The 23,198-nt window shown below is 58.6% G+C and carries 14 protein-coding genes and 1 tRNA gene; 8 read left to right on the top strand and 7 right to left on the bottom strand.

All coding sequences use genetic code 11. The features are described 5' to 3' along the window. Positions 1-57 precede the first annotated feature (57 nt). The 4 genes from aspT to ACR0LW_RS07675 are packed head-to-tail and all read left to right on the top strand — an operon-like array spanning position 58 to position 6,035. A complete protein-coding gene (gene aspT, locus ACR0LW_RS07690) occupies positions 58-1,743 on the top strand; it encodes an aspartate-alanine antiporter (protein ID WP_480882132.1) in 1,686 nt (561 codons plus the stop codon). Positions 1,744-1,761: 18 nt separating this feature from the next. Continuing rightward, positions 1,762-3,378 (top strand): bifunctional aspartate transaminase/aspartate 4-decarboxylase, encoded by a 1,617-nt coding sequence (locus tag ACR0LW_RS07685; protein ID WP_480882131.1) that lies wholly within the window; start codon positions 1,762-1,764, stop codon positions 3,376-3,378. A gap of 60 nt (positions 3,379-3,438) precedes the next feature. Continuing rightward, positions 3,439-5,334: a hybrid sensor histidine kinase/response regulator gene (locus tag ACR0LW_RS07680; RefSeq protein WP_480584556.1), complete on the top strand. Its 1,896-nt coding sequence runs from the start codon at positions 3,439-3,441 to the stop codon at positions 5,332-5,334. Beyond that, positions 5,334-6,035 carry a response regulator transcription factor gene (locus ACR0LW_RS07675; protein WP_170453739.1) on the top strand — a complete coding sequence of 234 codons (702 nt, stop codon included), beginning with the start codon at positions 5,334-5,336 and terminating at the stop codon, positions 6,033-6,035. The genes ACR0LW_RS07680 and ACR0LW_RS07675 overlap by 1 nt, the downstream gene beginning before the upstream one ends. 58 nt (positions 6,036-6,093) lie before the next feature. On the opposite strand, the gene ACR0LW_RS07670 is transcribed toward ACR0LW_RS07675, so the two are convergent. The 5 genes from ACR0LW_RS07670 to ACR0LW_RS07650 all read right to left on the bottom strand — a co-directional run bounded on the left by ACR0LW_RS07670 (position 6,094) and on the right by ACR0LW_RS07650 (position 15,587). Beyond that, complete coding sequence (locus ACR0LW_RS07670) at positions 6,094-7,404, bottom strand: HlyD family type I secretion periplasmic adaptor subunit (RefSeq protein ID WP_170453740.1); 1,311 nt, start codon at positions 7,402-7,404, stop codon at positions 6,094-6,096. Further along, positions 7,388-9,538: a type I secretion system permease/ATPase gene (locus ACR0LW_RS07665; RefSeq protein WP_480882130.1), complete on the bottom strand. Its 2,151-nt coding sequence runs from the start codon at positions 9,536-9,538 to the stop codon at positions 7,388-7,390. The genes ACR0LW_RS07670 and ACR0LW_RS07665 overlap by 17 nt, the downstream gene beginning before the upstream one ends. Further along, on the bottom strand, positions 9,535-10,869 hold the full coding sequence (locus tag ACR0LW_RS07660) for a TolC family protein (RefSeq protein ID WP_480882129.1): 1,335 nt from the start codon (positions 10,867-10,869) through the stop codon (positions 9,535-9,537). Before ACR0LW_RS07660 ends, ACR0LW_RS07665 begins: the two co-directional genes overlap by 4 nt. After that, positions 10,862-11,692 carry a SapC family protein gene (locus ACR0LW_RS07655; protein ID WP_480882128.1) on the bottom strand — a complete coding sequence of 277 codons (831 nt, stop codon included), beginning with the start codon at positions 11,690-11,692 and terminating at the stop codon, positions 10,862-10,864. Before ACR0LW_RS07655 ends, ACR0LW_RS07660 begins: the two co-directional genes overlap by 8 nt. 64 nt (positions 11,693-11,756) lie before the next feature. Next, positions 11,757-15,587, bottom strand: a complete 3,831-nt coding sequence (locus ACR0LW_RS07650) for a beta strand repeat-containing protein (protein WP_480882127.1) — start codon at positions 15,585-15,587, stop codon at positions 11,757-11,759. 219 nt (positions 15,588-15,806) lie between these two features. On the opposite strand from ACR0LW_RS07650, the gene ACR0LW_RS07645 reads away from it, so the two are divergent. After that, on the top strand, positions 15,807-17,861 hold the full coding sequence (locus tag ACR0LW_RS07645) for a dockerin type I domain-containing protein (RefSeq protein ID WP_480882126.1): 2,055 nt from the start codon (positions 15,807-15,809) through the stop codon (positions 17,859-17,861). Positions 17,862-17,955: 94 nt separating this feature from the next. Here ACR0LW_RS07645 and ACR0LW_RS07640 read toward each other — a convergent pair whose 3' ends face one another. Then, positions 17,956-19,410, bottom strand: a complete 1,455-nt coding sequence (locus ACR0LW_RS07640) for an FAD-dependent oxidoreductase (RefSeq protein ID WP_480882124.1) — start codon at positions 19,408-19,410, stop codon at positions 17,956-17,958. Positions 19,411-19,658: 248 nt separating this feature from the next. Between ACR0LW_RS07640 and ACR0LW_RS07635 the strand changes: the two genes are divergently transcribed. Together ACR0LW_RS07635 and ACR0LW_RS07630 are read left to right on the top strand one after the other, a co-directional pair. Then, positions 19,659-20,576 carry a polysaccharide deacetylase family protein gene (locus tag ACR0LW_RS07635; protein ID WP_480882122.1) on the top strand — a complete coding sequence of 306 codons (918 nt, stop codon included), beginning with the start codon at positions 19,659-19,661 and terminating at the stop codon, positions 20,574-20,576. Positions 20,577-20,664: 88 nt separating this feature from the next. Next, the gene (locus ACR0LW_RS07630; protein ID WP_480584574.1) at positions 20,665-21,843 is read left to right on the top strand and encodes a glycosyltransferase family 4 protein; all 1,179 of its coding nucleotides are present in this window, start codon (positions 20,665-20,667) and stop codon (positions 21,841-21,843) included. 95 nt (positions 21,844-21,938) lie between these two features. On the opposite strand, the gene ACR0LW_RS07625 is transcribed toward ACR0LW_RS07630, so the two are convergent. Continuing rightward, a tRNA-Leu gene (locus tag ACR0LW_RS07625) sits at positions 21,939-22,023 on the bottom strand. Positions 22,024-22,775: 752 nt separating this feature from the next. Here ACR0LW_RS07625 and ACR0LW_RS07620 point away from each other — a divergent pair. Further along, the gene (locus ACR0LW_RS07620; protein ID WP_170453747.1) at positions 22,776-23,198 is read left to right on the top strand and encodes a hypothetical protein; all 423 of its coding nucleotides are present in this window, start codon (positions 22,776-22,778) and stop codon (positions 23,196-23,198) included.

The raw sequence follows: 23,198 nt of genomic DNA, 5'->3' as shown, positions 1-23,198 counted from the left end.
CTTCTCATATGAACGGTATCCCGGCCTCTGGGGTGACGTGGTTACAGGAGATGGGCGATGATCGACTGGTTTGTGAATGTGTTGCGCAGCTACCCCGAACTGGCGGTGTTTCTGTCCATCGGCATCGGGTTTCTGGTTGGTCCATGGAAGCTGTTCGGGTTCAGTCTGGGCACCGTAACCGCAACTCTGCTGGCTGCTGTCGTGATCGGGCAGGTGCATATCGAGGTCGACTCTGCCGTCAAATCCACTTTCTTCATCATGTTTATCTTTGCCGTCGGATACGGCGTCGGGCCGCAGTTTATCCGAGGGCTCAAGGCCGATGGCGCGCGCGAGGTTCTGTTTGCGCTCAGCGTACTGGCCCTGTGCCTGATCGTCCCGGTTTTTGCCGCCAAGATTGCCGGGTTGGAGCTTGGTTTTGCCGCCGGGCTTTATGCTGGATCGCAGACAATCTCGGCTGCGATTGGGGTGGCGACGGATCAGATCAACCAGTTGGGGCTGTCGTCCGAGCAGGCGCAAACCTATGCCAACCAGATCCCGATTGCCTATGCGGTCACCTATATCTACGGCACCATCGGCTCGGCCATCATTCTGGCCAAGATCGGGCCGCGTCTGATCGGCGTCGATCTGGTCGCCGCCTGCAAGGAATACGAGGCCAAGCTGGGCGGTGGGGCAGCAGTGGACACGGGCGAGGGGATCGTTTCGGGCTATCGCGCCATCGAATCCCGCGCCTTCGTGATCCCCGAGGGCAGCGATCTTCTGGGCCAACCCGTCAAAGACCTTATGCCCGGCGTCCGCATCTATGCCGAGCGGATCAAACGTGGCGCCCAGATTGTCGAGGTCGAGGATGATACGATCCTGCAGGCGGGCGACACGGTCATGTTCTCGGGCCGACGGGCTGACCTTGTGGGATTGCTCGAAGCCAAGCTGAAAGAGGCTGACGCGCCGGAACTGCTGAGCATCCCGTCCGAAAAGCTGGATGTTCTGATCACCAACAAAGAGGTGCACGGAAAAACGCTGGAGGAGTTGGGCAAGCTGTCCATGGCGCGCGGCGTCTATGTCTCGAAGCTGATGCGCAACATGGTTGAATTGCCTCTGTTGCCGGGCACCGTGCTGCATCGCGGTGACATTCTGACGGTATTGGGCAGCAAACGTCATGTCGAGGCTGTGATTGGCGAAATCGGCTATGCCGACCGGCCCGTAGATACAACTGATCTGGCCTTTGTCGGCTGGGGCATTTTCCTCGGTGGGTTGGTCGGGACGCTGGCCATCACCATGGGCGGGTTTCCGATCAGCCTGTCGACCACGGGCGGCGCATTGCTGTCAGGTCTCTTGCTGGGTTGGTTGCGGACTGTGCATCCCACATTTGGTCGCATTCCCGGCCCGTCATTGTGGCTGATGAACACTTTAGGCCTGAATGTCTTTATTGCCGTGATCGGAATCACCGCCGGGCCGGGCTTTATCGCCGGGCTGCAACAGGCGGGTATTGCCTTGCTGCTGTGGGGGATCGTAGCGACGTCTTTGCCGATGATCTTCTCGGTCTATGTCGGGCATTACGTCTTCAAGTTTCACCCGGCCATCCTGTTCGGGGCCTGCGCCGGGGCGCGTACCACCACGGCGGCGCTGGGGATGATACAGGAAGCGGCCCAAAGCCGAATTCCCGCGCTGGGATACGGGATGCCCTATGCCATCGGAAACACGCTGCTGACCATCTTTGGTATGGTCGTCGTTTTGATCCTCAGCTGATTTGGAAAGGTTGGATTCATGGACAGACTGAAACTGCATGACTACGAAGCGCTCAGCCCCTTTCAGATCAAGGATGAGCTGATCAAACTGGCCTCGGACGAGGCGCACAAGTCGAACTCGGCCTTTCTGAACGCAGGCCGTGGCAACCCCAACTGGATCGCCACCCGCCCGCGCGAGGCGTTTTTTGCACTGGGTCAGTTCGCTGTGACCGAAGCCAAACGCGTCATGAACCACCCAGCGGGTTTGGGCGGGATGCCCGCGCAGAACGGATGCCATGAGCGTCTGTTGAAATGGGCCGAAGCGCACGCCGAAACGCCGGGCGTCGATACGCTGCTGGAGGTGGTCAAACACGCGATCTTCGCCTTCGACTTTGACGCGGATGCGTTTGTGCATGAGCTGACGGATTCCATCATCGGCGACAATTACCCGGTGCCGGATCGCATCCTGAAACACAACGCGATCATCGCGCATGAATACCTGATGTGGGCCATGTGTTCCGGCCATCAACCGGATGCGAAATTCGATCTGTTTGCGGTCGAAGGCGGCACGGCGGCCATGTGCTACATTTTCAAAACGCTCAAGGCAAACCGGTTGCTCAACTCCGGTGACACCATCGCCCTGTGCACACCGATCTTCACGCCATATCTGGAGATGCCCGAGCTTGAGGATTACAGCCTCGAATCCGTGCATGTCGAAACCGATGAAGAGGACGGTTTTCAACTGACCGATGCAGCGGTGGAAAAGCTGAAGGACCCGAAGGTCAAAGCCTTCTTTCTGGTCAATCCGGGCAATCCGTCATCGGTTGCATTGAACAAGGCCTCGCTGCAAAAACTGGCGGATCTGGTCGAAAATGACCGACCCGATCTGATCATGCTGACCGATGATGTTTACGGCACCTTCGTGCACGATTTCACCTCGGTCATGGGATTCGTGCCGCGCAATACGATCGGGGTCTATTCCTACTCGAAATATTTCGGCTGTACTGGTTGGCGACTGGGCGTGATCGCGGTCGCGCAGGACAATATCTTTGACTTGAAACTGTCTGACCATCCTGATGAGATCAAAGAGACGTTGGACAAACGCTATGGCACGCTCAGCCTGACGCCGCGCGACATTCGGTTCATCGACCGTCTGGTCGCAGACAGCCGGGATGTGGCGCTGAACCACACGGCGGGGCTGTCCCTGCCGCAGCAGGTGATGATGACCTTGTTTTCGCTGGTCGAGCTGGTGGATACCAAGAAAGACTATCAGGCCGCCTGCATGGAACTGGTCCATCGCCGCTTCAAAATGCTGACCGAGGCTTTGTGCATCGATGTCGATGCAGGCGAGAACTATGACGCCTATTACGGGATCATCGACTTCGAATTCTGGCTGCGGAAATATGTCGGCGAAGAGGTCGTGGACTGGATCAAGCAGAACGTCCACCCGCTGGATATTGCGTTCAAACTGGCCGAGGATCACGGCATCGTCCTGCTGAACGGTAGCGGGTTTGACGCCCCGGGCTGGTCGGCGCGCGTGTCCTTTGCCAACCTTCCGGACGAGGCCTATTCGCAGATTGGCCGCGCCGTCCGGGCCGTCGCGCGTGGATATGTCGAAGCCTACAGGGCCGCCAACAACAAACCCCTGCACGGGTAATCAGCCCCCTACACCTGCGGGCTGTCTGGTGCTACGGATAACCTGCGGGGGAGGGTGATTTTGGACATTTCGGAACAACGCATCAAGGCGATGACAACCGCCGGGCTGAACCTGATTGGTCAGGCCCTGTCGATCTATGACAGCCAGTTGCGGCTGGTTCTCAGCAACCGCCGGTTTCAAGAGATGTTCGACCTTCCCGACGAACTGGTGCAACCGGGCGCATTGTTCCGCGACACCATCTATTGTTTGGCCAGTCGAGGGGAATACGGCGACGAGGACAGCGTCGAGGAAATGGTCAAGGTGCGGGTCAATCAGGCTCTGGCCTTCGAACCGCACTATATGGAGCGCGTGCGTCCAAATGGTCAGGTGATCTCGATTGAAGGTGCGCCATTGCCGCAAGGTGGTTGGGTGGCCGTTTACACGGATATTACCGGAGCAAAACGCGCTGAAAACCTGCTGCGCGCCCGATCCGAGGAACTGTCCGGCCAATTGTTGACCCACGCCGAGGAATTGTCAGCCACCAACCGCCAGTTGGCGGCCACGATCACAGCGCTGGAAGAGGCCAAGCGCGAGCTGACCGAAATCGAAGCCCGCACGCGGATGACCACCGAAATGATGCCGGCCCATATTGCTCATCTGAACACCGAAGGACGATACGATTACTCGAACCGGCGTCTCAGTTCGGTCATGCCCGGGCGGCCATCGGATATTCTGGGTCTGCATATCTCGCAGGCATTGGGGACCAGCGCCTTTGCCCGCGTCGAAAGCCATCTGCAAAGGGCGTATGACGGCAATACGTCTGTTTTTGAATTCACCGAAGATCAGGATTCCCGCCGTATCCGAGTCTCATTCACGCCGGACGGGGCAGGGGGTGTTTACGTCATGTCGGTGGATATAACCGAAGAAACGCAGGCCCGCGTTGCCCTGCAACAGACCCGCCGCCGCGAGATGGCCGCGCAGATGACCAACGGGCTGGCGCATGACTTTTCCAACCTGCTGACGATCATCCTTGGGATGCAGTCCCAGCTGACCAAGATGGACCTGCCCGAGGACGCCCGCGCTCTGGTCGCCGCAACCCAGAAAACGGCGCGGCGGGGTGGTCAGTTGCTGAACCGGATCGCCGATATGACGGGCAATCGCACGCCGCAGCCCAAAGCCACCGATATGCGCCGTCTGCTCGAGGATTTGCGGATTGTCGCCACCCCGTCTTTGCCGCGCGGTGTTGGCCTGTCGGTTGTCAATACCTTGCCGGATCAGGCCCTTATGCTGGATCCGGGTATGTTGCAGGACGCGTTGCTGAACCTTGTGCTGAACGCGCGGGATGCTTGCGGCACGTCTGGTCAGGTCACGATCAGCGCCCACACGGTCGGCAATATCTGGGTCGAGATCACGGTGTCAGACACAGGTCCCGGCTTTTCGTCAGAAGCGCTGGACAAAGCGCTGAACCCGTTCTTCACCACCAAAGGCAGCGATGGCTCGGGCCTTGGTCTGCCGATGGTTTACGACACGGTTAAGCTGGCAGGCGGTGATCTGAACCTGCGCAATACGCCCTCTGGCGCATCGGTCGTGCTGCGGCTGCCCTACCGGCCTGCCCCCCCTGAACAGGATGGTCTGGTGCTTTTGGTCGAAGACAGCGATGACCTGCGCGGACAGTTCCGGGATATGCTGATCGATCTTGGCCATTCGGTGATCGAGGCGACCTCGGCCGATGAGGCGCTTGCGTTGACTGCAAATGTCGAAGGGATTGTCATGGTGCTGTCCGACATTCGGCTTGAAGGGCCCGCTACGGGCCTGGACATGCTGGCGCAGCTTCCAACGGAATTGCCCTGTATCCTCATGACTTCTTTGCCTTATTCCGACCCGCTGCATCGGCAGGCCCTTGCCAAAGCGCCCGTGCTGAGTAAACCCTTCTCGCAGGCGCAATTGTCCGCGCTTATCCGAACCGAGGCCGCTTGATGACCCAGCCGTTGGTGACCATTCTGGATGACGAACCCGAGATCCGTCGCATCCTGACCGATGCGCTGGAAGAGGCCGGATTCCGCACCCAAAGCTTTTCCCGCGCACGCGAGTTCGAGGCTGCGTTGAAACGCGTCACACCGGATGTCTGTTTGGTGGATTTGTCCCTGCCGGATACGGACGGGTTGGCACTGGTCCACAGGCTGGCGCTTGAACAAGGGGCGGCGGTCATCATCATTTCGGGCCGGGCTCAGGTACAGGACCGGGTCACGGGGCTGGAACTTGGGGCGGATGACTACATTACCAAGCCATTCGACCCGACCGAAGTTGTGGCGCGCATCCGCGCCCGGCTGCGGTCTCCGCGCGGGCAGGCGCCGAATTCCGACGTCGCGACGTTCAACGGATGGACGGCGTATTTCGATCGTTATGTTCTTGAGGATGGCTCAGGCGTCGAGACACCGTTCAGCCATGCCGAGGGCGAGGTTCTGCGCCTGTTTCTGGAAAGCCCCAAACGTTTGATCAGCCGCGCCCAGATGCAGGAATCGCTGGGTGGCGGTGCCGGTGACAGTTTCGACCGCGCCATGGATGTTCGTATCTCTCGGCTGAGGACCAAGCTGGGAGAGGACCCCAAGAACCCGCGATTGATCAAAACTATCTACGGCGCGGGATATATTTTTGTGGGTGATGTAACCTGGAAATAACTTCCATTTCCCCGGAGGGGAATGGCGCAATCGACCATCGTCTTTAACGAAACCCAAGTTACTCTCGCAGCGCCTGATCTTTGATCTTCACAACAGGCTGCAGAATGTAGTCCAGAACGGATTTCTTGCCGGACAGGATGTCCACTTCGGCGATCATGCCGGGGATGATCTCGACCGCAATACCCTGCGCGTCCAGCATGGTGCTGCTGGTTCTGATCTCAACAACAAATACCTCTTCGTCATTGCGCTCGGACCGGGTGATTGTATCCGCGCCTATGCGAAGAATTTCCCCATCCAGGCCGCCATAACGCGCAAAATCATAGGCAGTGATCTTCACTTTCACCGGCTGGCCTGCGTGCAGAAAGGCAATGTCCTCGGGTCGAACATAGGCTTCGACCAGTAACGAGTCATCCAGCGGCACGATTTCGATCAGATCCTCGCCGCTTCGGGCCAGACCGCCAATCGTGGTGCGATGAATACGGTTTACGATCCCCCGAACGGGTGAGCGTACCTGCGCCCGCGATGCCCGGTCGCGCAGGGCGGGAAGGGCAGGCTCCAGCGCCGCAAGTTCGGCTGTGGCCAGCGCCAGATCAGTCAGGGCCGCGGTTCGAAACCGGCTGCGCGTGGCTTTGATACGGTCGTCGATTTCGTCCAGCCCGGTTTTCAACCGGCTTGTCGCCGCCTCGGCCCGAACCTTGCGACCCTGCCATTCCGCCTCGCTGCGGCGCAAGGTCAGCAGGGTGGTGGCAGGTTCCATCCGTTGTTCGACCAAAGGGGCCATGATTGCCCGCTCTTCGGCCAACACTTTCAGCGTTGCGTCCGCGGTCACCTGATCGACCAGCCCTTCTTCGTATTCCTGATGTTTTTGTTGCCTTTGACGTTCGAGGATCGCGACTTCGGCGCTTAGTTCAGCTTGGCGACCCTGATACAAGGCGGTTTCCGACTTCACGACATTTGGTGCACCAGTGATCAGCTTTGCGTCAAAACGAAGATCTGTTCCTTCGATTTCGGCCTGCAAACGTTGCACGCGCGCCATGAGACCATAGGCACGCTGCTGTTCCTGACTCAGCTGGCTTTCGATCTGCGTGGTGTCGAGTTCCATCAGCAAAGTGCCTGTTTCGACAACCTCACCTTCGCGCACGTGAAGCGCCTGCAGCACCCCGGGCTCGGTCGCTTCGATCATTTGCAGATCGCCTGACGGCACAATGCGCCCGTCCACCCGCGTGACGTCGTCGAGCTCTGTCAGATAGGCCCATGTCCCCGCCGCAAGCAGGCAGGCCAGGATCACGATCAGCAACAATGATCCGCGCAACGGCGAGCGCCCGCGCATTTCACGCGCGAGTTGGGCCAGATCAGGATGCTGCGACATTCAGATGCCTCCCCACCCGACGCGCGTGCTGAGCCAGCAGGCTTTTGGGTCCGTCCGCGCCGATCTTGCCACCCTCAATCACAATCACCCTGTCGACCAGTTCCAGCAAACTGGTCCGGTGGGTGACAATGATCATAGTCGTGTCCTTGGTTACCTCTTTCATACGCTGGATTACCTGCGCCTCGGTCTTTACATCCATCGCGCTGGTTGGTTCGTCCAGCAGCAATACGGGCGGTTTGCCGATCAGCGCGCGCGCCAGAGCTATGGCCTGTTTTTGCCCGCCCGACAAACCCTCGCCCCGTTCTGCCAGTTGTTGATCATATCCTCCGGGGTGGCGCGCGACGAAATCCTCTACCCCGGCAACACGCCCAGCCTCGATCAGGTCCGCGTCGCTGGGCCGGATCGATCCGCTGACAATATTGTCCCGAATGGAGCCTGAGAACAACCACACATCCTGCAAAACCGAACCGACATTGCGGCGCAGGTCACCGGGATCAATCTGGCGGATATCCAGACCGTCCAGCATGACCGAGCCCACTCGGGGCGTGTAGAGCCCCAAAATCAGCCGCGCGATCGTGCTTTTGCCCGAGCCGATTTGCCCCAGAATGGCGACCTTTTCACCTTGGTTCACGGTGAAAGATACGCCGTTCAGGATGTCTTCACTCTGATCGGGATAGGCAAAGTGAACATTGCTGAAGGAAATGGCACCCTTGACGCTGGTTCGGGAAATCCAGCTGCGGCCTTCGGGCCGCTCGCTGTCGGCCTGCATCAATGCGTTCAGGTTGCGATAGGCGCTGCGCGCTTGATTCACCCGTGTCAGCGTCTGGGCCAGTTGGCCCAAAGGGGCCAACGCGCGGCCCGTCAGCATGACGGATGCAACCAAGGCGCCCATGCTGGCCTGACCTTCGGTGATCAGGAAAACACCATAAAACACGATCAGAACCTGAGCCGCCTGCTGCGTGAACCCCGTCAGGTTCAAAGCGAACTGAGTGACCGCCCGGCTTTTTGCACCATGCGCCGATTGCCGTTCAATCGCCTGTTCCCATCGATTGCGCATCTGCCGTCCGGCGGCCGTGGTTTTGATGGTTTCCAAACCCGTTACGGCCTCGACCAATACGGATTGCTTTGATTGTCCATCCTTAAGGCTTTTTTCGGCCATGCGTGACAGGATCGGTTGCACGGCCAGCCCGGTCAGCAACACAACAGGGACGGCAAGCGCAGGGATCAGCGCCAGATCGCCACCCACCAGATAAATGACAAAGACGAACAGGCCGATGAATGGCAGGTCCACCACAGCGACCAACGTGGCCGAGGTGAAAAACTCGCGCAACGTTTCAAATTCGCGCACCGTGCTTGTCATTGCACCGGTCGAACCGGTGCGCGATTTCATCTGGATGTTGAGAAGGTGATCAAAAACGCGCCGCCCCATGAACAGGTCGGCATTCTGGCCTGCCCGATCAATGAAACCCGCCCGCAGCAGCTTGAGAATGAAGTCAAACAGCAAGGCCAAGCCCACGCCGATGGTTAATGCGATCAGGGACTCGGTTGCTTCGTTGGGAAGAACGCGGTCATAGACCACCATGATAAATATAGAAGTCGAAAGGCCCAGCAGATTGGCCAGCGCTGCGGCAAGGGCTACCTGAATATAAGACCACCGGTTGGCCGCCAGAGCGGACCAGAACCAGTGGCCGGCACGGCCGGGGGTGTTTGTGCTCAACTCCGCCTTGTGATCGCGCCGGAACAGGATCGCGTATCCGGTATAGGCTTTTGCAAGAGCCTGTTCGGCCACTTCGCACAGGCCTGTACCGATTTCGGGATCGAAGATAAGCAAGGCCCCACCGGGCGCGCGCCCGTGGTAGGTGACGGCCTTGCCCCCATCCAGTAACAGCATCGCGGGGACAAGGGTGTCGTCAAAGGCTTTGAGGTTCTGGGCACCGTATCCCGCTTGCAGCCCGGCCCGTTGGGCAACGCTGAGAATGTCTCGCACGCTCAAATCGCCATTCTGTCCGGATTGCGCCGAATGAAGTGCGGCCAGAGTGATGGGCCGCTCTAACGTTTCGGCGATGTTCAGCATGCAGGCTTCAATTGCCGATACCTGCTCTTGGGTCGATGGCCTGTCGCTGTGATCCATCATGGTGTGCCCCAAGTGTTGAAGGACAGCCCCAGCAGGTCGAGTATGTCGCCTGTCAGGCTAAGCGCGGCATAGTTGGTCAGGAAAAAGCTCTGTTCGGCCAGGATCAGACGTTCCTGAGCGTTCACGTAATCCCTTTGCGCATCCAGGATTTCGATCAGGCTGCGACGGCCTATGGTGAATTGCGCCCGCGTTGCCTGAACGCTTTCGGCATTTGCCTCGACCGCGATTCTGGCCGCGCGCAATCGTTCGGCCCCAGCTTTCTGGTCCGAGCGGATGAACCCGAGCTCGCGCGTGATTTCCCGGATCAGCGCTTCGCGCGCGAATTCTGCGTCTTTGACCCGAGCTTGCGCGGCTTTGATGGCGGCGCGCCTTTGGCCGGTGCTGTCGAGTTCATAGTTGAAGGACAGATCCACACCGAAATTTGCGTCGCGATCCGTGTCCTGATTGGCAAAAGCAGCGACCCGAATGTCAGGCTGCCGACGCGCCTGCGCGGCGGTCCATTCTGCCTTGGCAGCCAACAGGCTTGCGTCTGCCCGGCGGACCTGCGGGCTGTTCATCACGATCTGCGCATCGGTCCGGTTCAGATCGGGTGCCGGAATGGGCTGCGGCAAGGGCCCGGCCGGGGTCCCAAACACCTCGCGGAACCGGGCTTCGGCCCGGTCAACTTGGGCGATCGCATCGGCTAGGCGGGTGCGGGCATCTGCCATGCGCGAACGGGCCGTCAACACATCCGCGTTAGACCCGGCACCACTGGCCGCGCGTTCAGAAATCTGGCGGACAAGATCTTCGTGCGCGGTGACATTCTGCGAATTGACGTCGCGAATTTCGCGCCGGTCCAGCACCACCACATAGGCTTCGATGGCGGCAAGCGCGGTAGCTGCTGCCGTCTGCAACTGATCGCCATGGCTTTCGTAAACCCGAGCCTTGGCGGCGGTTAGTTCACCCCTTGCTGCGCCACCGTCATACACCAGTTGCGATACGCGCAGATAAGGCGATACATCCGCAATGTCCGAGTCGATCCGCTCGGACCGCGCGTTCACGCCCAATGAGACCTGAGGCAGAAACGCCCCCCTTGCCGCATCCTGATTGGCGGCTGCAACTTCCATTCGCGTTTCGCTTTGCGCCAGCGTCGGGCTTGTTTCGACGGCGTTTCGAATCCTTTGGCCGAAGGCGCTTTGCGTCAGCGGGGCAGAGGGTTTGGTCGCCCCGGCACCAGCGGTGCCCCCGGAGAACGAAAGTTCAACGCCCGACAAATCGGGGGGCTGCGTGCAGCCGGACACGTGGAGTGCGATGAGAATGCAGCCAGCGATTTGAACAATAAATTTAAACATGTGCTTGGACACCTTCCGGTTGATTAAGGCCAAAAGCGTGTTCTTTGGCTTGCGCACCGACAACAGCGTCCAAAAATCCGGAAATCTCGGATGAGGCGCGCCCACTCGCGCGATCTACCATCTGACGCTGTGCTTGCGTCAGCCAGGCAACGTGAGACAGCGACACCTGATGAGCATGGATCAGCCGCAAGGCACCACTATTGGTCAGAAGCGATTTGTGGCTTTGGGGCAGAGAGTGCACGGCCTGCAAGCTGACGCCCAGCAAACCATCCGGGCACTCGACACTGGTAAGCTGATCCAAGGGTCTAAATAGATGCATACCCTGAATGACCCGGCACAAAGTCAGTGTGTTCTGCTTGGCGGCGGCGCGTTGGCAAAGAAAACGCTGCACCTTTGCCAACTCGGGTGTCAGCTTGCCGTCCGTTTCAAAAAAACACTCGTCGCGCGGGTCGTCAGTGACAAGCCCAAGGGTTTCGTCGACCATCAGGCAACCCGCCGGTTGGGGTTCGGACTGCGCGTCTGTCAGGTCTACTTGAAACGGCGGGCAGCGGAGTGCTGACGGCAAATATTGCGCCAACCAGGTTCCTTCGTCCGACACAAATGGCGTTGACCCCTCGGCGTGCAAAGACAGTAAGGCAACTGTTTCGACTTCACCCGAGACGACGCGAAACGCGATTGGAAAAGCGGCCGCGGCCTGAAGGATTTCCGGCTCAACCACCGGGCATTCAGGAAGATGCCGGGCAAATTCAAAGGATGTGAATCGCCGCCAATACTGATGCCCGAAGTTGAGACGCGTGACCGGAGTTAAGCCGTTCTGCACCATAACTGCCCCCTCGTTCTGTTTGGTTTCCAGCCTTTTGCCGAGATTTGTGCCCTGCGGGGACGACCTATGCGGTCGCCCCTGTGGGGTCTGTGTGCAGGATGTTGTCAGCAGTCAGCCCGCTCAGATCGTCCAGCCCGTCAAAGATCGCAACAGTTTCAACCGAGGCTGTATCCGGTGCCGAATAGTCCACTTTGACCAAGGCGCTGTCGGTACCGTCGGTTGCCAGCACATAGAGCTCATCCCCCGCCAGCGCGCCCGAAAAGCTCTCAACTGCGGCTTCGATGGAACCAGCAGTGAGATCTGTCAGAACTGTTGTCAGGCCGACAAACCCGGTATCCGCGCCCAAAGCATCGCCTGTCGCAAGGGTTTCGAAATTTGTGCCGTTGCCGCGCAACGTCAGCACATCCAAACCATTGAACATCAAAGCGTCCGAGACATCGGCCTCTGAGCCAAGCGAGAACCCGGTGATCGTATCAACCCCGTTTTCTGCCGGATCAGCCTCGAACACGACGACATCGCGACCCGCATCGCTGAGGTCGATCATGTCATCGCCGTCGCCTCCGCGCACAATTGTGTCGATGCCTGCGGCGGTCAGGGTATCGGCACCGTTTGTTCCCAGTTGAAAAAACGTCGGTCCTCCATCCGGGGTGGTGATCGTCAGTTCAATGGGTTGGGTCGGGTCTTGCACCGTCATCGTGAAGGTGACCAGCGGTTGCGACAGGTCCGTGAACGTGGTTGCCGCGCCGCCAAATCGAATGACGTCGCCGGTTCCCGGGCTGGCCAGGAACAGGTCGAACTCACCATTCTCGGTATCCGATCCGGTGTCGTATGTGACAACGGACGAGTCAAACTCAAGATCTGCAGTCATCGCCAGACCGCTTGAGATATCGCGATCACTGTCGGCGTAAATCGCAAAGGTCACTACTGATCCGGACTGCCCGATTTCCGAGATGACATACGCCGCGGGAACATGCGCCGTTGTCTCGCCGGTTGCGGGCACAGGATCAGGCCCGCCGGAGACAGTTGCCTGAGCGGTGAAACTCAGGTCATCACCGGCCTCGGTGCCCGAAAACTCGGCGGCCGGAACCGTCAGAGACCAGGTCCCGTCGGCAGCGACCGTTGCGGTTCCGACAGAGCTGTTTCCGAGCAAGACGTCAACCGATTGACCCGCGCTTAGCCCAACAGACGTGCCGCTGACAACAAGGCCGGATGTTTGCGCGTCGGCCAGCGAAACAGAGCCGTTGGTGCCAAGTGAATTCAGGTTCAAAAGCGGTCGGAAATCCGTGGTGATGGAGGTTGTGGCCGGGGCTGAGGCATTCCCGGCATCGTCCGACACCGTTGCCGCAATTGGGAAAGTCCCCGCATCCGACAGGGCTGCCAGGTCCGAGGCCGGGACGGTTGTGGTCCAGGTGCCCCCGGTCACGGTTGCAGTGTATGTCTCGGTGCCCAGCGTGACCGAAACGGTCTGGCCGTTCTCAGCCGTTGTGGTGCCCGAGATGGTTAGGTCACTGTCGCGCTCGATCACGTCCAGCGTTGCGCCAACCGGCAGGGCATCCATCGTGATGGACGGTGCCGAGAAATCGGTGGCAAAGGTTGTGGTTGCTTGGTTGCCGTTTCCAGCCGCGTCCTCGACCGACGCAGTGACGTCATAGGTCACAGCGTCTTGCAGCCCACTCAGATCGGAGGCCGGGGCAGTGAAGGTCCAGCTCCCCCCGGACACGGTTGCGGTGCCGCTTACGTCCACGGTGCCGTCGGGGCGGGCGATCTCTACGGTTATGACGGTTCCATTAGGTGCGTCGGATGTTCCCGATACGCTCAGATCGGTTCCCTGTTCGGCGGCGTTCACAACGGCCCCGTCAGAGAGGGTGGATATTGCAATCGTGGGCGCAGTAAAATCCGTGTCGAAACTGCTGCTGGCCTGAACCGCCGGATTGCCCGCAACATCGGACACGTCAGCTATGACGGAAATTGTCGCAGCGTCCGACAGGATTGCCAGATCGGCTGCGGGAACTGTGACGCTCCACCCTCCGCCAGAGGCGGTTCCGGTATATGTCACATCGTTCAGAGTGACCGAAACGACTTGCCCATCCTCAGCTGATGTGGACCCTAAGATGGTCAGGTCTGTGGCTTGTTCCGCAGCGCTCATGACTGCCCCGTCCGAGAAACTGTCGATGCTCAGTGTCGGCGCGGTGACATCCTTCGACAGGTTTACATCCGCTTGCGGGGCGGCCAGTCCGTCTGCGTCCGAAACATCAGCCGTGATGGTGAAGTCGCCCCCGTCCGCCAGTGCCGTCAGATCTGCGGTTGGGACAGTGACGCTCCAGGTGTCGCCAGAGACTGTGCCGGTATAGGTTTGCCCGTCCAATGTGACCGTAACCGTCTGACCGTCGCCGACATTCCCGGTTGTGCCGGAAATCGTCAGATCCGACCCGACCTCAACTGCGTTCAGAACGGACCCAACGGCAAGAGGTGAGATATTGATTGATGGACCTGTCAGATCGACCGGTACCGATACCGTGACGGGGACAGAAGGGTTGCCCGCTGTATCGTCAACCGTCACGCTGATGTCGGCGGGAACGCCTGTGGTCAGGCTGGACAGGTCAGCGTTAGGGACCGTCACGCTCCAGCCGCCGCCGGTCGCTGTGCCGGTGTAGGTCTGTCCGTCCAGCGTGACGGTAACGGTCTGGCCATCTTCGGCTGTGGTGGCGCCCGTCAGGGTTAGATCACCAGTTGTGTCGACCAGATCAATCGATCCCCCGGCGACCGGATCCAGTGTCAAGGTTGGCGCGCTGAAATCAGTATCAAAGCTGCTGCTGGCCTGAGGCGCGGGGTTCCCGGCCTGATCCGAGACATCTGCTGTGACCGAAATCGTCGCACCGTCTGGAAGCGACGCGAGGTCCACCGCAGGAACGGTGACGCTCCACGTGCCGCCAGAGACCGTGCCGGTGTAGGTTTGCCCATTCAGGGAAACCGTGACGGTTTGTCCGTTTTCTGCATCGGTTGTACCAGTGATGGTCAAGTCCGTTGCCTGCTCGGCGTTGTTCAGAACAGCGCCGTCCGAGAAGCCGGTCACCGACACGGTGGGCGGCACGGTATCGATGTCGAATGTGACGGTCTCAGTCGACAATTCCTCACCCGTGCCATCCAGGTTGCGGATTGTGATCTCTGAGACCCCCTGCGGCAGGCCGCTGACCTCAGATGGGGTCAGGGAAATGCTCCAACTGCCATCGGCGTTGGGTGTCGCTGTTGTCACCAGTGATCCGATTGTCACCTCGACCGTGCTGGTCCCATCGGGCGCGGTGACGTCGGTGCTGGCACTATTGAGCGCCGTACCCTGCAAATCGGCAAGATTCAGACTTGGGTAGCTGGGTGCAGGCGGCGGCGCAGGAGTTGGGGCGGTTGGCGCAGGTTCGGTGTCGTCGCCGCCGCCGCCGCCTCCGCCGCCCGCTGCTGCGGCGGCTCCGGCAAGGCCAAGACCACCCAAGGCCGCCCCTGCGCCACTGATGCCGCCTGCGGCAGCGCCGCCAGCCTCGGCAATGCTGAACTGAGCGATTTCGGCAACCGTTGCCTCGGCAATCATGATCGCGCCGCTGTCCAGAATCTGAACGTTTTCAGCGGTGACAATCAAGCTGCGGCCATCCGCCATTTTCAGCAGGACGTCGCCGTTTTTCAACAGCTTGGCCGACTGCACGCCGGGGATGGTTTCGGCAAACTGAAAGGCGTACAGCTCTTCAATCGTGGCCTGAGACAGGGCGGGCAGCGCCATCAGCGTGGAACCCAGACCGCCCGCCAGACCGCGCCCGGCCCAGCGTTTCATCTTGCCGTCGATCCACTGACGAATGTGCTGTTTGCGATCTGCGCCCGGATGAGATTGGGACTCAGGTGCTTTGGTCATCTTACCCTCACATGTGTTTTCCGCGGTTTCGGAAGGGGGACAGTGCGCCCCGTTTAGGCTTTTGCTCATCTGTCTTTCCCCTTGGTTTCTGCGGCGATCGAACCCGAAAAAATTGAACTAAACTGAAGCCGAACTCCTCGTTTTCACCACATTCCTGCTTTGGTTTCGGTCCGGGCATCAGTTGATCCTGTTCGCAACGCCAAGGGTGGCGGTGGGGTGATGGCAATGATGCTGCAATTCGAAACTTTGGTCGCAACGGGGAGCACGGCGCTCGATTCAGGTATCGGCGATACGGCTTTAAAAACGTTTAACGGGGACACGTATCTCTACACCGTGACGGGCCCGGCAGGGGGGATCGCGGTTTGGCACCTGGTGGATGGGTCCATCCCTCAGCTGGTCGACACCGAGTATTACAGCGGCACAATCACGTTTCAGGTGGGGCGCTCGGGAACGCCTGTTTCCTTGGCTGGAACCGACCAATTGGCGTTGGATATAGATACCGCCACGGGGCTTGTGGGTTATGATCTGAACCCGGATGGCACCATCGGTGATCTGCAGGAAACAGGAAGCCTGAGCGGCGGAGGGGATCTGTCGGCTTTGGTGCAATTATCCGTCGGCGCGACCGACCTTTTGGCGATGGCGCATGAGGATACCGGCCAGATCGGGACCTATGTCATCAATGGCGACGGCACTCTGAGCCTTGCCGGTCTCATCACAGGGGTTGCCGATTCGATGCAGGCGATTCAGGTTGGGGCAGAGCAGATCGTGACCGCCACCGACGCCGCCAGCAACAGCATCACAACATACACGGTCGCAGGGACCGGTACGCTGAGCGCTGTCGACAACAGTGCGACCACGGCAACGTTGGGCATCGCGACGCCAACGGCGGTAGAGGTTGTCGAAGCTTTTGGCGAATCCTGGGTGATTGTTGCCGGGTCGGGCAGCAACTCACTAAGCGTCATGAAGCTGCACAGCGATGGCAGTCTGATTCCCACCGACCATGTGCTGGATTCGCTGGATACCCGGTTCGCCTCGGTACAGGATCTGTCGGTGATCGAGGTGGACGGGCGGGTGTTTGTGGTTGCTGGCGGCGGTGATGACGGCATCACATTGTTCACCATGACGCCGAACGGGCAATTGGTGCATCTGGACAGTTTCGCCGACACTCTGGACAGCGGGTTGCAGAACGTCGAAAGCCTGAGCGTTGCGCATGTTGGGGATGAGTTACAGATTCTTGTCACCAGCCAGATCGACGCGGGCGTGAACCTTTTTACGGTGTCCGTCGGTGATCTGGGCGAGGTGAGCGAGGGTTTTGGAACCGTTACTGGCACCGCGCTGGATGATATGCTGAGCGGTGGCATACTGAACACGACTCTGTCGGGCGGTGCGGGTGATGACATTCTGATCGCCGGGGCAGGGGCGACCACCATGGCGGGCGGGGCAGGGGCCGACATCTTTGTCATGCAATCGGGCAGCGGCCCGACAACGATCACGGATTTTCAGGCGGGTGTGGATCGGCTGGACCTGTTTGATTTTCTGTTGCTGCGATCCCCCGCGCAGCTGACCGTCACCTCAACCGCCGACGGGGCCGAGATCACCTATCGCGACGAGGTTGTGCAACTCACATCAGCGTCGGGCGGTCCTTTGACAAGCAATGAAATCTTTGGTGCCGGTTTTGGCGGGCCGGACCACATCCCCGTCGATTTCAGCGATTTTGGTGTGACCGATCCGCCAAGTTCCGACGGTATTCAGGGCAGTGTTACAATTAATTCCGGGGGGCCCAATCCGGGGCTTGGAGATGCAGAACTGCATTTCACACCCGACGGCAACAGCACAATCAGCACCACAGCGGATGAGGATGGCAGGTTCGACTTGGGCCTGCCAGCAGGGACCTACGCTGGCGAGTTGGACATCACCAAAGGGTATTCGACCGCCAGCGCCGAAATCACAGCGCTGGACGCGCTTCAGGTGTTGCGGATTGCGGTCGGGCTTGAACCGACATTCGGGCCCGCCGCGCCGGAAAACCTGATCGCTGCTGATATTACACAGGACGGTACGATCAACGCGCTGGATGCGCTGGCGATTCTGCAAGTGGCTGTTGGGCAACCGTCAGCACATGACGCGAAATGGGTTTTCCTGGATGCCGACGCGGATCTTTCCGGCATTACCGCGTCCAATGTCGACTATGAAACAGGTGTGGATGTGGTCGCCATTGATGGGGTGATCGAGGCGGACATGACGTCAATTCTGTTGGGTAATCTTGAGTTGGTCTGAAAGACTTATAACTAGGATTATGTTAATTTATCTTGGACTGACAAAAACAAAGCCGTTGCTGTAACAAATTCAGACAGATTGCAGCCAGAACACCCTAAACACGTGAAGATGTGGCCTCGGTCGGTATGTTATCCGTTTGCCGAATGGTCGGGTCAGCGATCAGATCAAACCCGTTGCGATCTTGCGAGGAAATCGCGCGGGCGGCTTGTATGCCGGTAAGGCTGGCCCAATCGGCTCCGGGACGGTTCACATGGTAGATTGAAGAAAACTTCTTAACTTCCTGAAACACGGCGGTTCGGTAGTTCGTCTGTTGTTCACGCCAACTGGCAGCCGCATTGGTACGCGGGAAATGAATCACTTTTGAGCCCAGCATGTCGCTGGATTTCACAAGGCCTGCGCCTTCGAGTTCCGAGATCGCTTTTTTGACCTGATCTTCCTCGCTGAGCTGCAGGATGGGCGCGTTCGCGGCACAGAAATACTCAACGCAGTAAACGCCCTGCCCTTCGGGAACCATCCCGCCACCAAAGGCCCCAAAATTGGTTATGCGCCCGCAATCCAGATTGGGATCGTTCACTTCGAGCCACGCGTGCGGAAAACTGTGAGGTGCCTTCAGGAACAGGTAGACCAGTAGCACTGACCGATCCGCCTCGGGCTTGGGCTGTGGGGTCTGGACTTCACTGTCGGCATGCTTTTTCAGCATGCCCCACAGGTTTTCGATTGTCATGCTGGACACAACGTTGCGAACCGTCGCTTCGTGCTCGACCTCATCCTGGATCCAACGGACAAGCACCTGCTCGCCATTGATCGGTTTCAGATCGGTGACCGTGGCTCCGAACTGTATCTGGCCGCCTTTATCGTCATAGGTGGCCGCAAGCTTTTCAAAAAGTTGACCGGTGCCGAAATACGGGTGTCGCCAGGCAAGCTGTTTTGAAACGCCCCCACGTCGCGCCATCGTAAAAGCCTGTTTGACAGAGGCCAAACGCCCGGATTTGGTGCCGTTCCCGGTTGGATCCGCCTCGGGTGGCGGCATGTCAGCCCATCGGGCACCGCGGAACTTTTCCCAATACCCTTGGGCCAGCAATTTTGCGAATTTGCTGCCAACGCGGGAATACCAAAAGTCCTGATATGTCTGGGGTTGTTTGACCATTCCCTTGACCCAACCCTTCAGCATCGCAGCCCCGCCCGTCGCCAGCCATGTTACAGGCATGCCGCGCGTTGCGCCCCGATACCCGCCAGACATCTCAACGATCCTGCCCTGGTACAAGCTGCCAACGCGGTGGGGGTAATCCCTGTAGTCATCGCCAAGCATTTGGCTCCAAAGATCATCAATCTCGGGAAACCGGGCGTATAGCTCTTTACGCCCCAAATCGAGAATGAAGTCCCCCCAGCGGGGGGACCGCATCAGGCCGCCAACCTCGGTCCCTTGTTCGAGAATGATCGATGATTGCCCGGCTGCCTGAAGTTCCAACGCCGCGCTCAGGCCCGACGGGCCCGCGCCAATGATAATCGTATCGGGGATGCTTGTGCTGTCGCTGTGTGAATTGGACATTCTTAACTATTGCAATGGTTAAAATTCATTTTCGGAATGTATAGCAAGTTTTTCCGGGCCGTGTTAGCAATTAATCGTGTTAGGCGTTCTTGTGTCGCGTCTATCAACCGACGGTTATCAGAACGATTTTGTATTTTAGTAAAAGTTAAACGGGTAAAAAGCTGGTGTTATCGGGGTCACAATCCAACGGGGGATTTGTTCTTTCACTCGACTTTGAGTTGATGTGGGGCGTCTATCCTTCGCAAACAGTGGAAAGCTACGGCGCCAACGTCCTTGGCGTTCGAAACGTTGTCCCGCAACTGTTGGACTTGTTTTCCAGCTTCGGGATCAAGGCCACCTGGGCAACCGTCGGGTTCCTGTTTTTTGACGACCGGGATGAGCTTTTGGCCGCCCTGCCCGAGCGCAAGCCGAAATTTCGCGACAAGAGAAACACGACATATTCCTTTCTCGAACAGCTGGGCGAAAACGAAAAAAAGGACCCCTATCATTTTGGCCTGTCGCTGGTCCGGCAGGTCGCTGATTGCCCGGGTCAGGAAATTGGCACGCACACATTTTCGCATTACTTCTGTCTGGAAGAACCGCTGGATCAGGATGCCTTCAAGGCCGATCTAGATGCGTCGATTGCAGCCTCGGCCCGGGTGCAGAGCCGCCCCAGAAGCATCGTGTTTCCCAGAAATCAGGTTTGTGACAAGGCGCTGGACGTCTGTCGTGACCGAGGCATCGATGTGTTCCGCGGTCCGGGCCCGTTTGGCTTTGATACACCAAGCGCGCGACGCGACGAAGGTTTGATGCGCCGCGCATCAAGGTTGGCCAACAGCTATGTCCCCAGACCGCACACAACGTCGGTCGATGCAAAGCGCGAGGCTGGTTTGTGCAACGTTCCGGCCAGCCGGTTTTTAAGACCCTATTCAAACAGATTTCCCAGTGCTGCGCGGCTGCAAACCAGCGCAATCCGGCGCGAAATGCGCAGCGCGGCCAAGGGTGGGCAATTGTTCCATCTTTGGTTTCACCCCCACAATTTTGGCGTGAACACCGAAGACAACATCTTAATGCTCAGTCGCATTCTGAGCGAATATGAAGTACTGAAATCCGAGTATGACTGGCCATCTTTGACGATGGCGGACGCGGCCAGTCTTGCCCTGAGAACAGAACCGGTTGCGGGTTGATGGGGCGACAGGAATGCCGGATTTGACACGGAAAATAAGTCAATCATCTGCGATATCCCAGCAGTCCGGGGTTGCGGTTTCGGATCTGATGGATCCGTCCAACGGTCAGAGCCAGTGCCGCAGCGGAAGACTGCCCAAAGTGATGGTGATTGCCAGCCTGACATCTTCACTGGTGAATTTCCGCTTTGATCTGTTGAAGGAAATGGCCAAGCGTGCGGACGTTCTGGCCTGCGCGCCTGATGATGACCCCGAAACGCAGGCCCGCCTGTCCGAGATTGGGGTCGAGTTTCTGCGCGTTCCGATGGATCGAACGGGCACAAGCCCCGCAAAGGATGTGCAGACACTGCTTGGATTGGTGCGGGCGATGCGCTCGTATTCTCCGGACACTGTGTTTGCCTATACAATGAAGCCGATCATCTACGGTGGTTTGGCCGCGCGCATGGCGGGCGTGAAACAGTTTCTGCCGATGTGTACGGGGTTGGGCTATGTGTTTGTGGATCTGGAACACAAGCTGCACAAGCGGGTTCTGAAAGCCGGTGCCGTGCGTCTGTACCGACATGCGCTGAAACGCGTGCCAGAGGTTCTTGTTTACAACCAGGATGATGCGGCCGAGTTCAGATCCAAACGCTTGGTTGGGCCTGAGACCAAAGTGACCATTGTTCACGGATCCGGCGTCAACCTTTCAAACTTTCCCAGCTCACCTCCGCCGAAAGGACCTCCTGTATTTCTGATGGTCGCAAGGTTGCTTCGCGACAAGGGCGTTTTCGACTATGTCGAGGCTGCCAGACAGCTGCGCGCCATCCATCCGGAAATCCGGTGTCAATTGCTGGGTCCCCTTGATGCGAACCCCGCCTCGGTTCAGCCGCAGGATCTTGAGATGTGGCGGTCGGAAGGCATCGTGGAATACCTTGGTGAAACAAACGATGTGAGCCCGTATCTGGCTGCTTGCTCGGTGTTTGTGCTGCCCTCCTACCGCGAAGGATTGTCCCGGACGGTGCTGGAAGCCATGGCCACCGGGCGAGCCATCGTAACCTCTGACGCGCCGGGATGCCCCGATCCGGTTGTCGAAGGCGTCACGGGATTTGTCACTCCGGTACGTTCCCCGGATGATCTGGCGCAGGCGATGCTTCGGTTTGTCGAAGATGAAAGCCTTGTCCCCGAGATGGGCGCGGCGTCACGGGCCCGCGTCGAAGACAAATACGACGTGGTTGGTATTGTTAAAATTCTGCTGGGCAAGCTTGGGTTGTCCGAGATTGCCCTGCGCTAGGGCTGCGGCGTGTTGCAGATCCGGTGATCACCCGGCGATTTCATGCACGAAGGCAATTCAGGACGGCCGTATCGGATTGTTGTTTCGATTTTTGATGGTGCGGGTGGAGGGACTTGAACCCCCACGCCTTGCGGCGCCAGAACCTAAATCTGGTGCGTCTACCAATTTCGCCACACCCGCAACCGGGCACCTGCGTGCCGGACTGAGGCGCTGCATAACAAAGCTTGTGGCCGAGTGCGAGGGGTAAATTTGATCCGAAGGCAAGTTTGTCATGATCGGACCAAACCCCTCTGATTGGCAGGGGTTTTGGCCGCGAAAGACACTGCTTGGCGTTCGATCCCAGCGACGGCTGAGTAAGTTTCTCTGGCAGAAATTCCACGATTTGGAACGTATCTTGATGTCGATGAGCCGACGGATTCCGGGTGCCACAATTGTTCTGATCGGCGACACAATGGTTCGTCAGTGTTCGCCTTGGGAAAACGCGTTTACGTTGTGTCAGTCAACACTGAGGGTGCAAAACGGAACGTCTTTTCACCCTAAGTCGCGGACAGCCTCCAGCCCAGAGCGGTGTTGTCTGCCAGGGCTTTGGGCGAAGAAAATTCGACGTGGCCGGAAATAATATAAATAAAACAATATTTTAAGATGATTGAAACTCCAATCGCATCTTTTCCACCTCACCTTGCGTCAGGTTTGAAAGCAGCGTTCTACTCGGCCGAAAAAATCTTCGGAACCCCGTAATACACTCAAAGGTTGAAGCATTCCTGCGCACGCCGCATCACATTTGCGCCACATTTCAAGCACCAAAAAATCTTATTCGCGTCAAATTAACACCGCCTTGGCCGGGCTTGTTGAGCGCAGGAGTTAATGAGTCTTTTTCGCCGCCTTGGCACCGTACGAGTTTTCCGCTCAACTCCAGTACAAGGTTCTTTGCCGTGACCAATCTGAACAACTCCGCTGCCGCCGAGCAAGATGCGATCTTTTTTGCTCGTGAAAGTTTTTTGGGTGAACTCAAGACCCTGAACCGCGATCATCCCGATACAGGCTTTGGCATTTCCCTGCGCACCCATTCGGGCGAGCATTACCTGCTGGCCAACGCGCGTATGCCCCTGCCCGCTGCCAAGTCCGACGGGTTCCCGACGGGCCGGCGCGTGGCCTGCCTTGAAAATGGCGACCGCTTTAGCTCCATCGAAGTTCTGGCCGATTCCGTGGCTTATGAAACAATTTCCCCTCGCGCCGAGGCCGAGATTCTGGGGAACGCGCTGGACCTGATCGCCCGTATCGACACCCTGACCAGCCTTCCTGCGGGCCGCATGTCGCATGAGCCGCAGATTGCTGCCACCGGAACCGGAGGCTGA

The organism is Ruegeria sp. N4, assembly GCF_056531425.1.
This window is presented reverse-complemented; position numbering and strand designations above follow the sequence as displayed.

What these genes read in the sequence shown, in the direction of transcription:
- aspT (WP_480882132.1), top strand. Translation starts at nt 58, where the DNA reads ATGATCGACTGGTTTGTGAATGTGTTGCGCAGCTACCCCGAACTGGCG.
- ACR0LW_RS07685 (WP_480882131.1), top strand. Translation starts at nt 1,762, where the DNA reads ATGGACAGACTGAAACTGCATGACTACGAAGCGCTCAGCCCCTTTCAG.
- ACR0LW_RS07675 (WP_170453739.1), top strand. Translation starts at nt 5,334, where the DNA reads ATGACCCAGCCGTTGGTGACCATTCTGGATGACGAACCCGAGATCCGT.
- ACR0LW_RS07670 (WP_170453740.1), bottom strand. Translation starts at nt 7,404, where the DNA reads ATGTCGCAGCATCCTGATCTGGCCCAACTCGCGCGTGAAATGCGCGGG.
- ACR0LW_RS07665 (WP_480882130.1), bottom strand. Translation starts at nt 9,538, where the DNA reads ATGATGGATCACAGCGACAGGCCATCGACCCAAGAGCAGGTATCGGCA.
- ACR0LW_RS07660 (WP_480882129.1), bottom strand. Translation starts at nt 10,869, where the DNA reads ATGTTTAAATTTATTGTTCAAATCGCTGGCTGCATTCTCATCGCACTC.
- ACR0LW_RS07655 (WP_480882128.1), bottom strand. Translation starts at nt 11,692, where the DNA reads ATGGTGCAGAACGGCTTAACTCCGGTCACGCGTCTCAACTTCGGGCAT.
- ACR0LW_RS07650 (WP_480882127.1), bottom strand. Translation starts at nt 15,587, where the DNA reads ATGACCAAAGCACCTGAGTCCCAATCTCATCCGGGCGCAGATCGCAAA.
- ACR0LW_RS07645 (WP_480882126.1), top strand. Translation starts at nt 15,807, where the DNA reads ATGGCAATGATGCTGCAATTCGAAACTTTGGTCGCAACGGGGAGCACG.
- ACR0LW_RS07640 (WP_480882124.1), bottom strand. Translation starts at nt 19,410, where the DNA reads ATGTCCAATTCACACAGCGACAGCACAAGCATCCCCGATACGATTATC.
- ACR0LW_RS07630 (WP_480584574.1), top strand. Translation starts at nt 20,665, where the DNA reads ATGGATCCGTCCAACGGTCAGAGCCAGTGCCGCAGCGGAAGACTGCCC.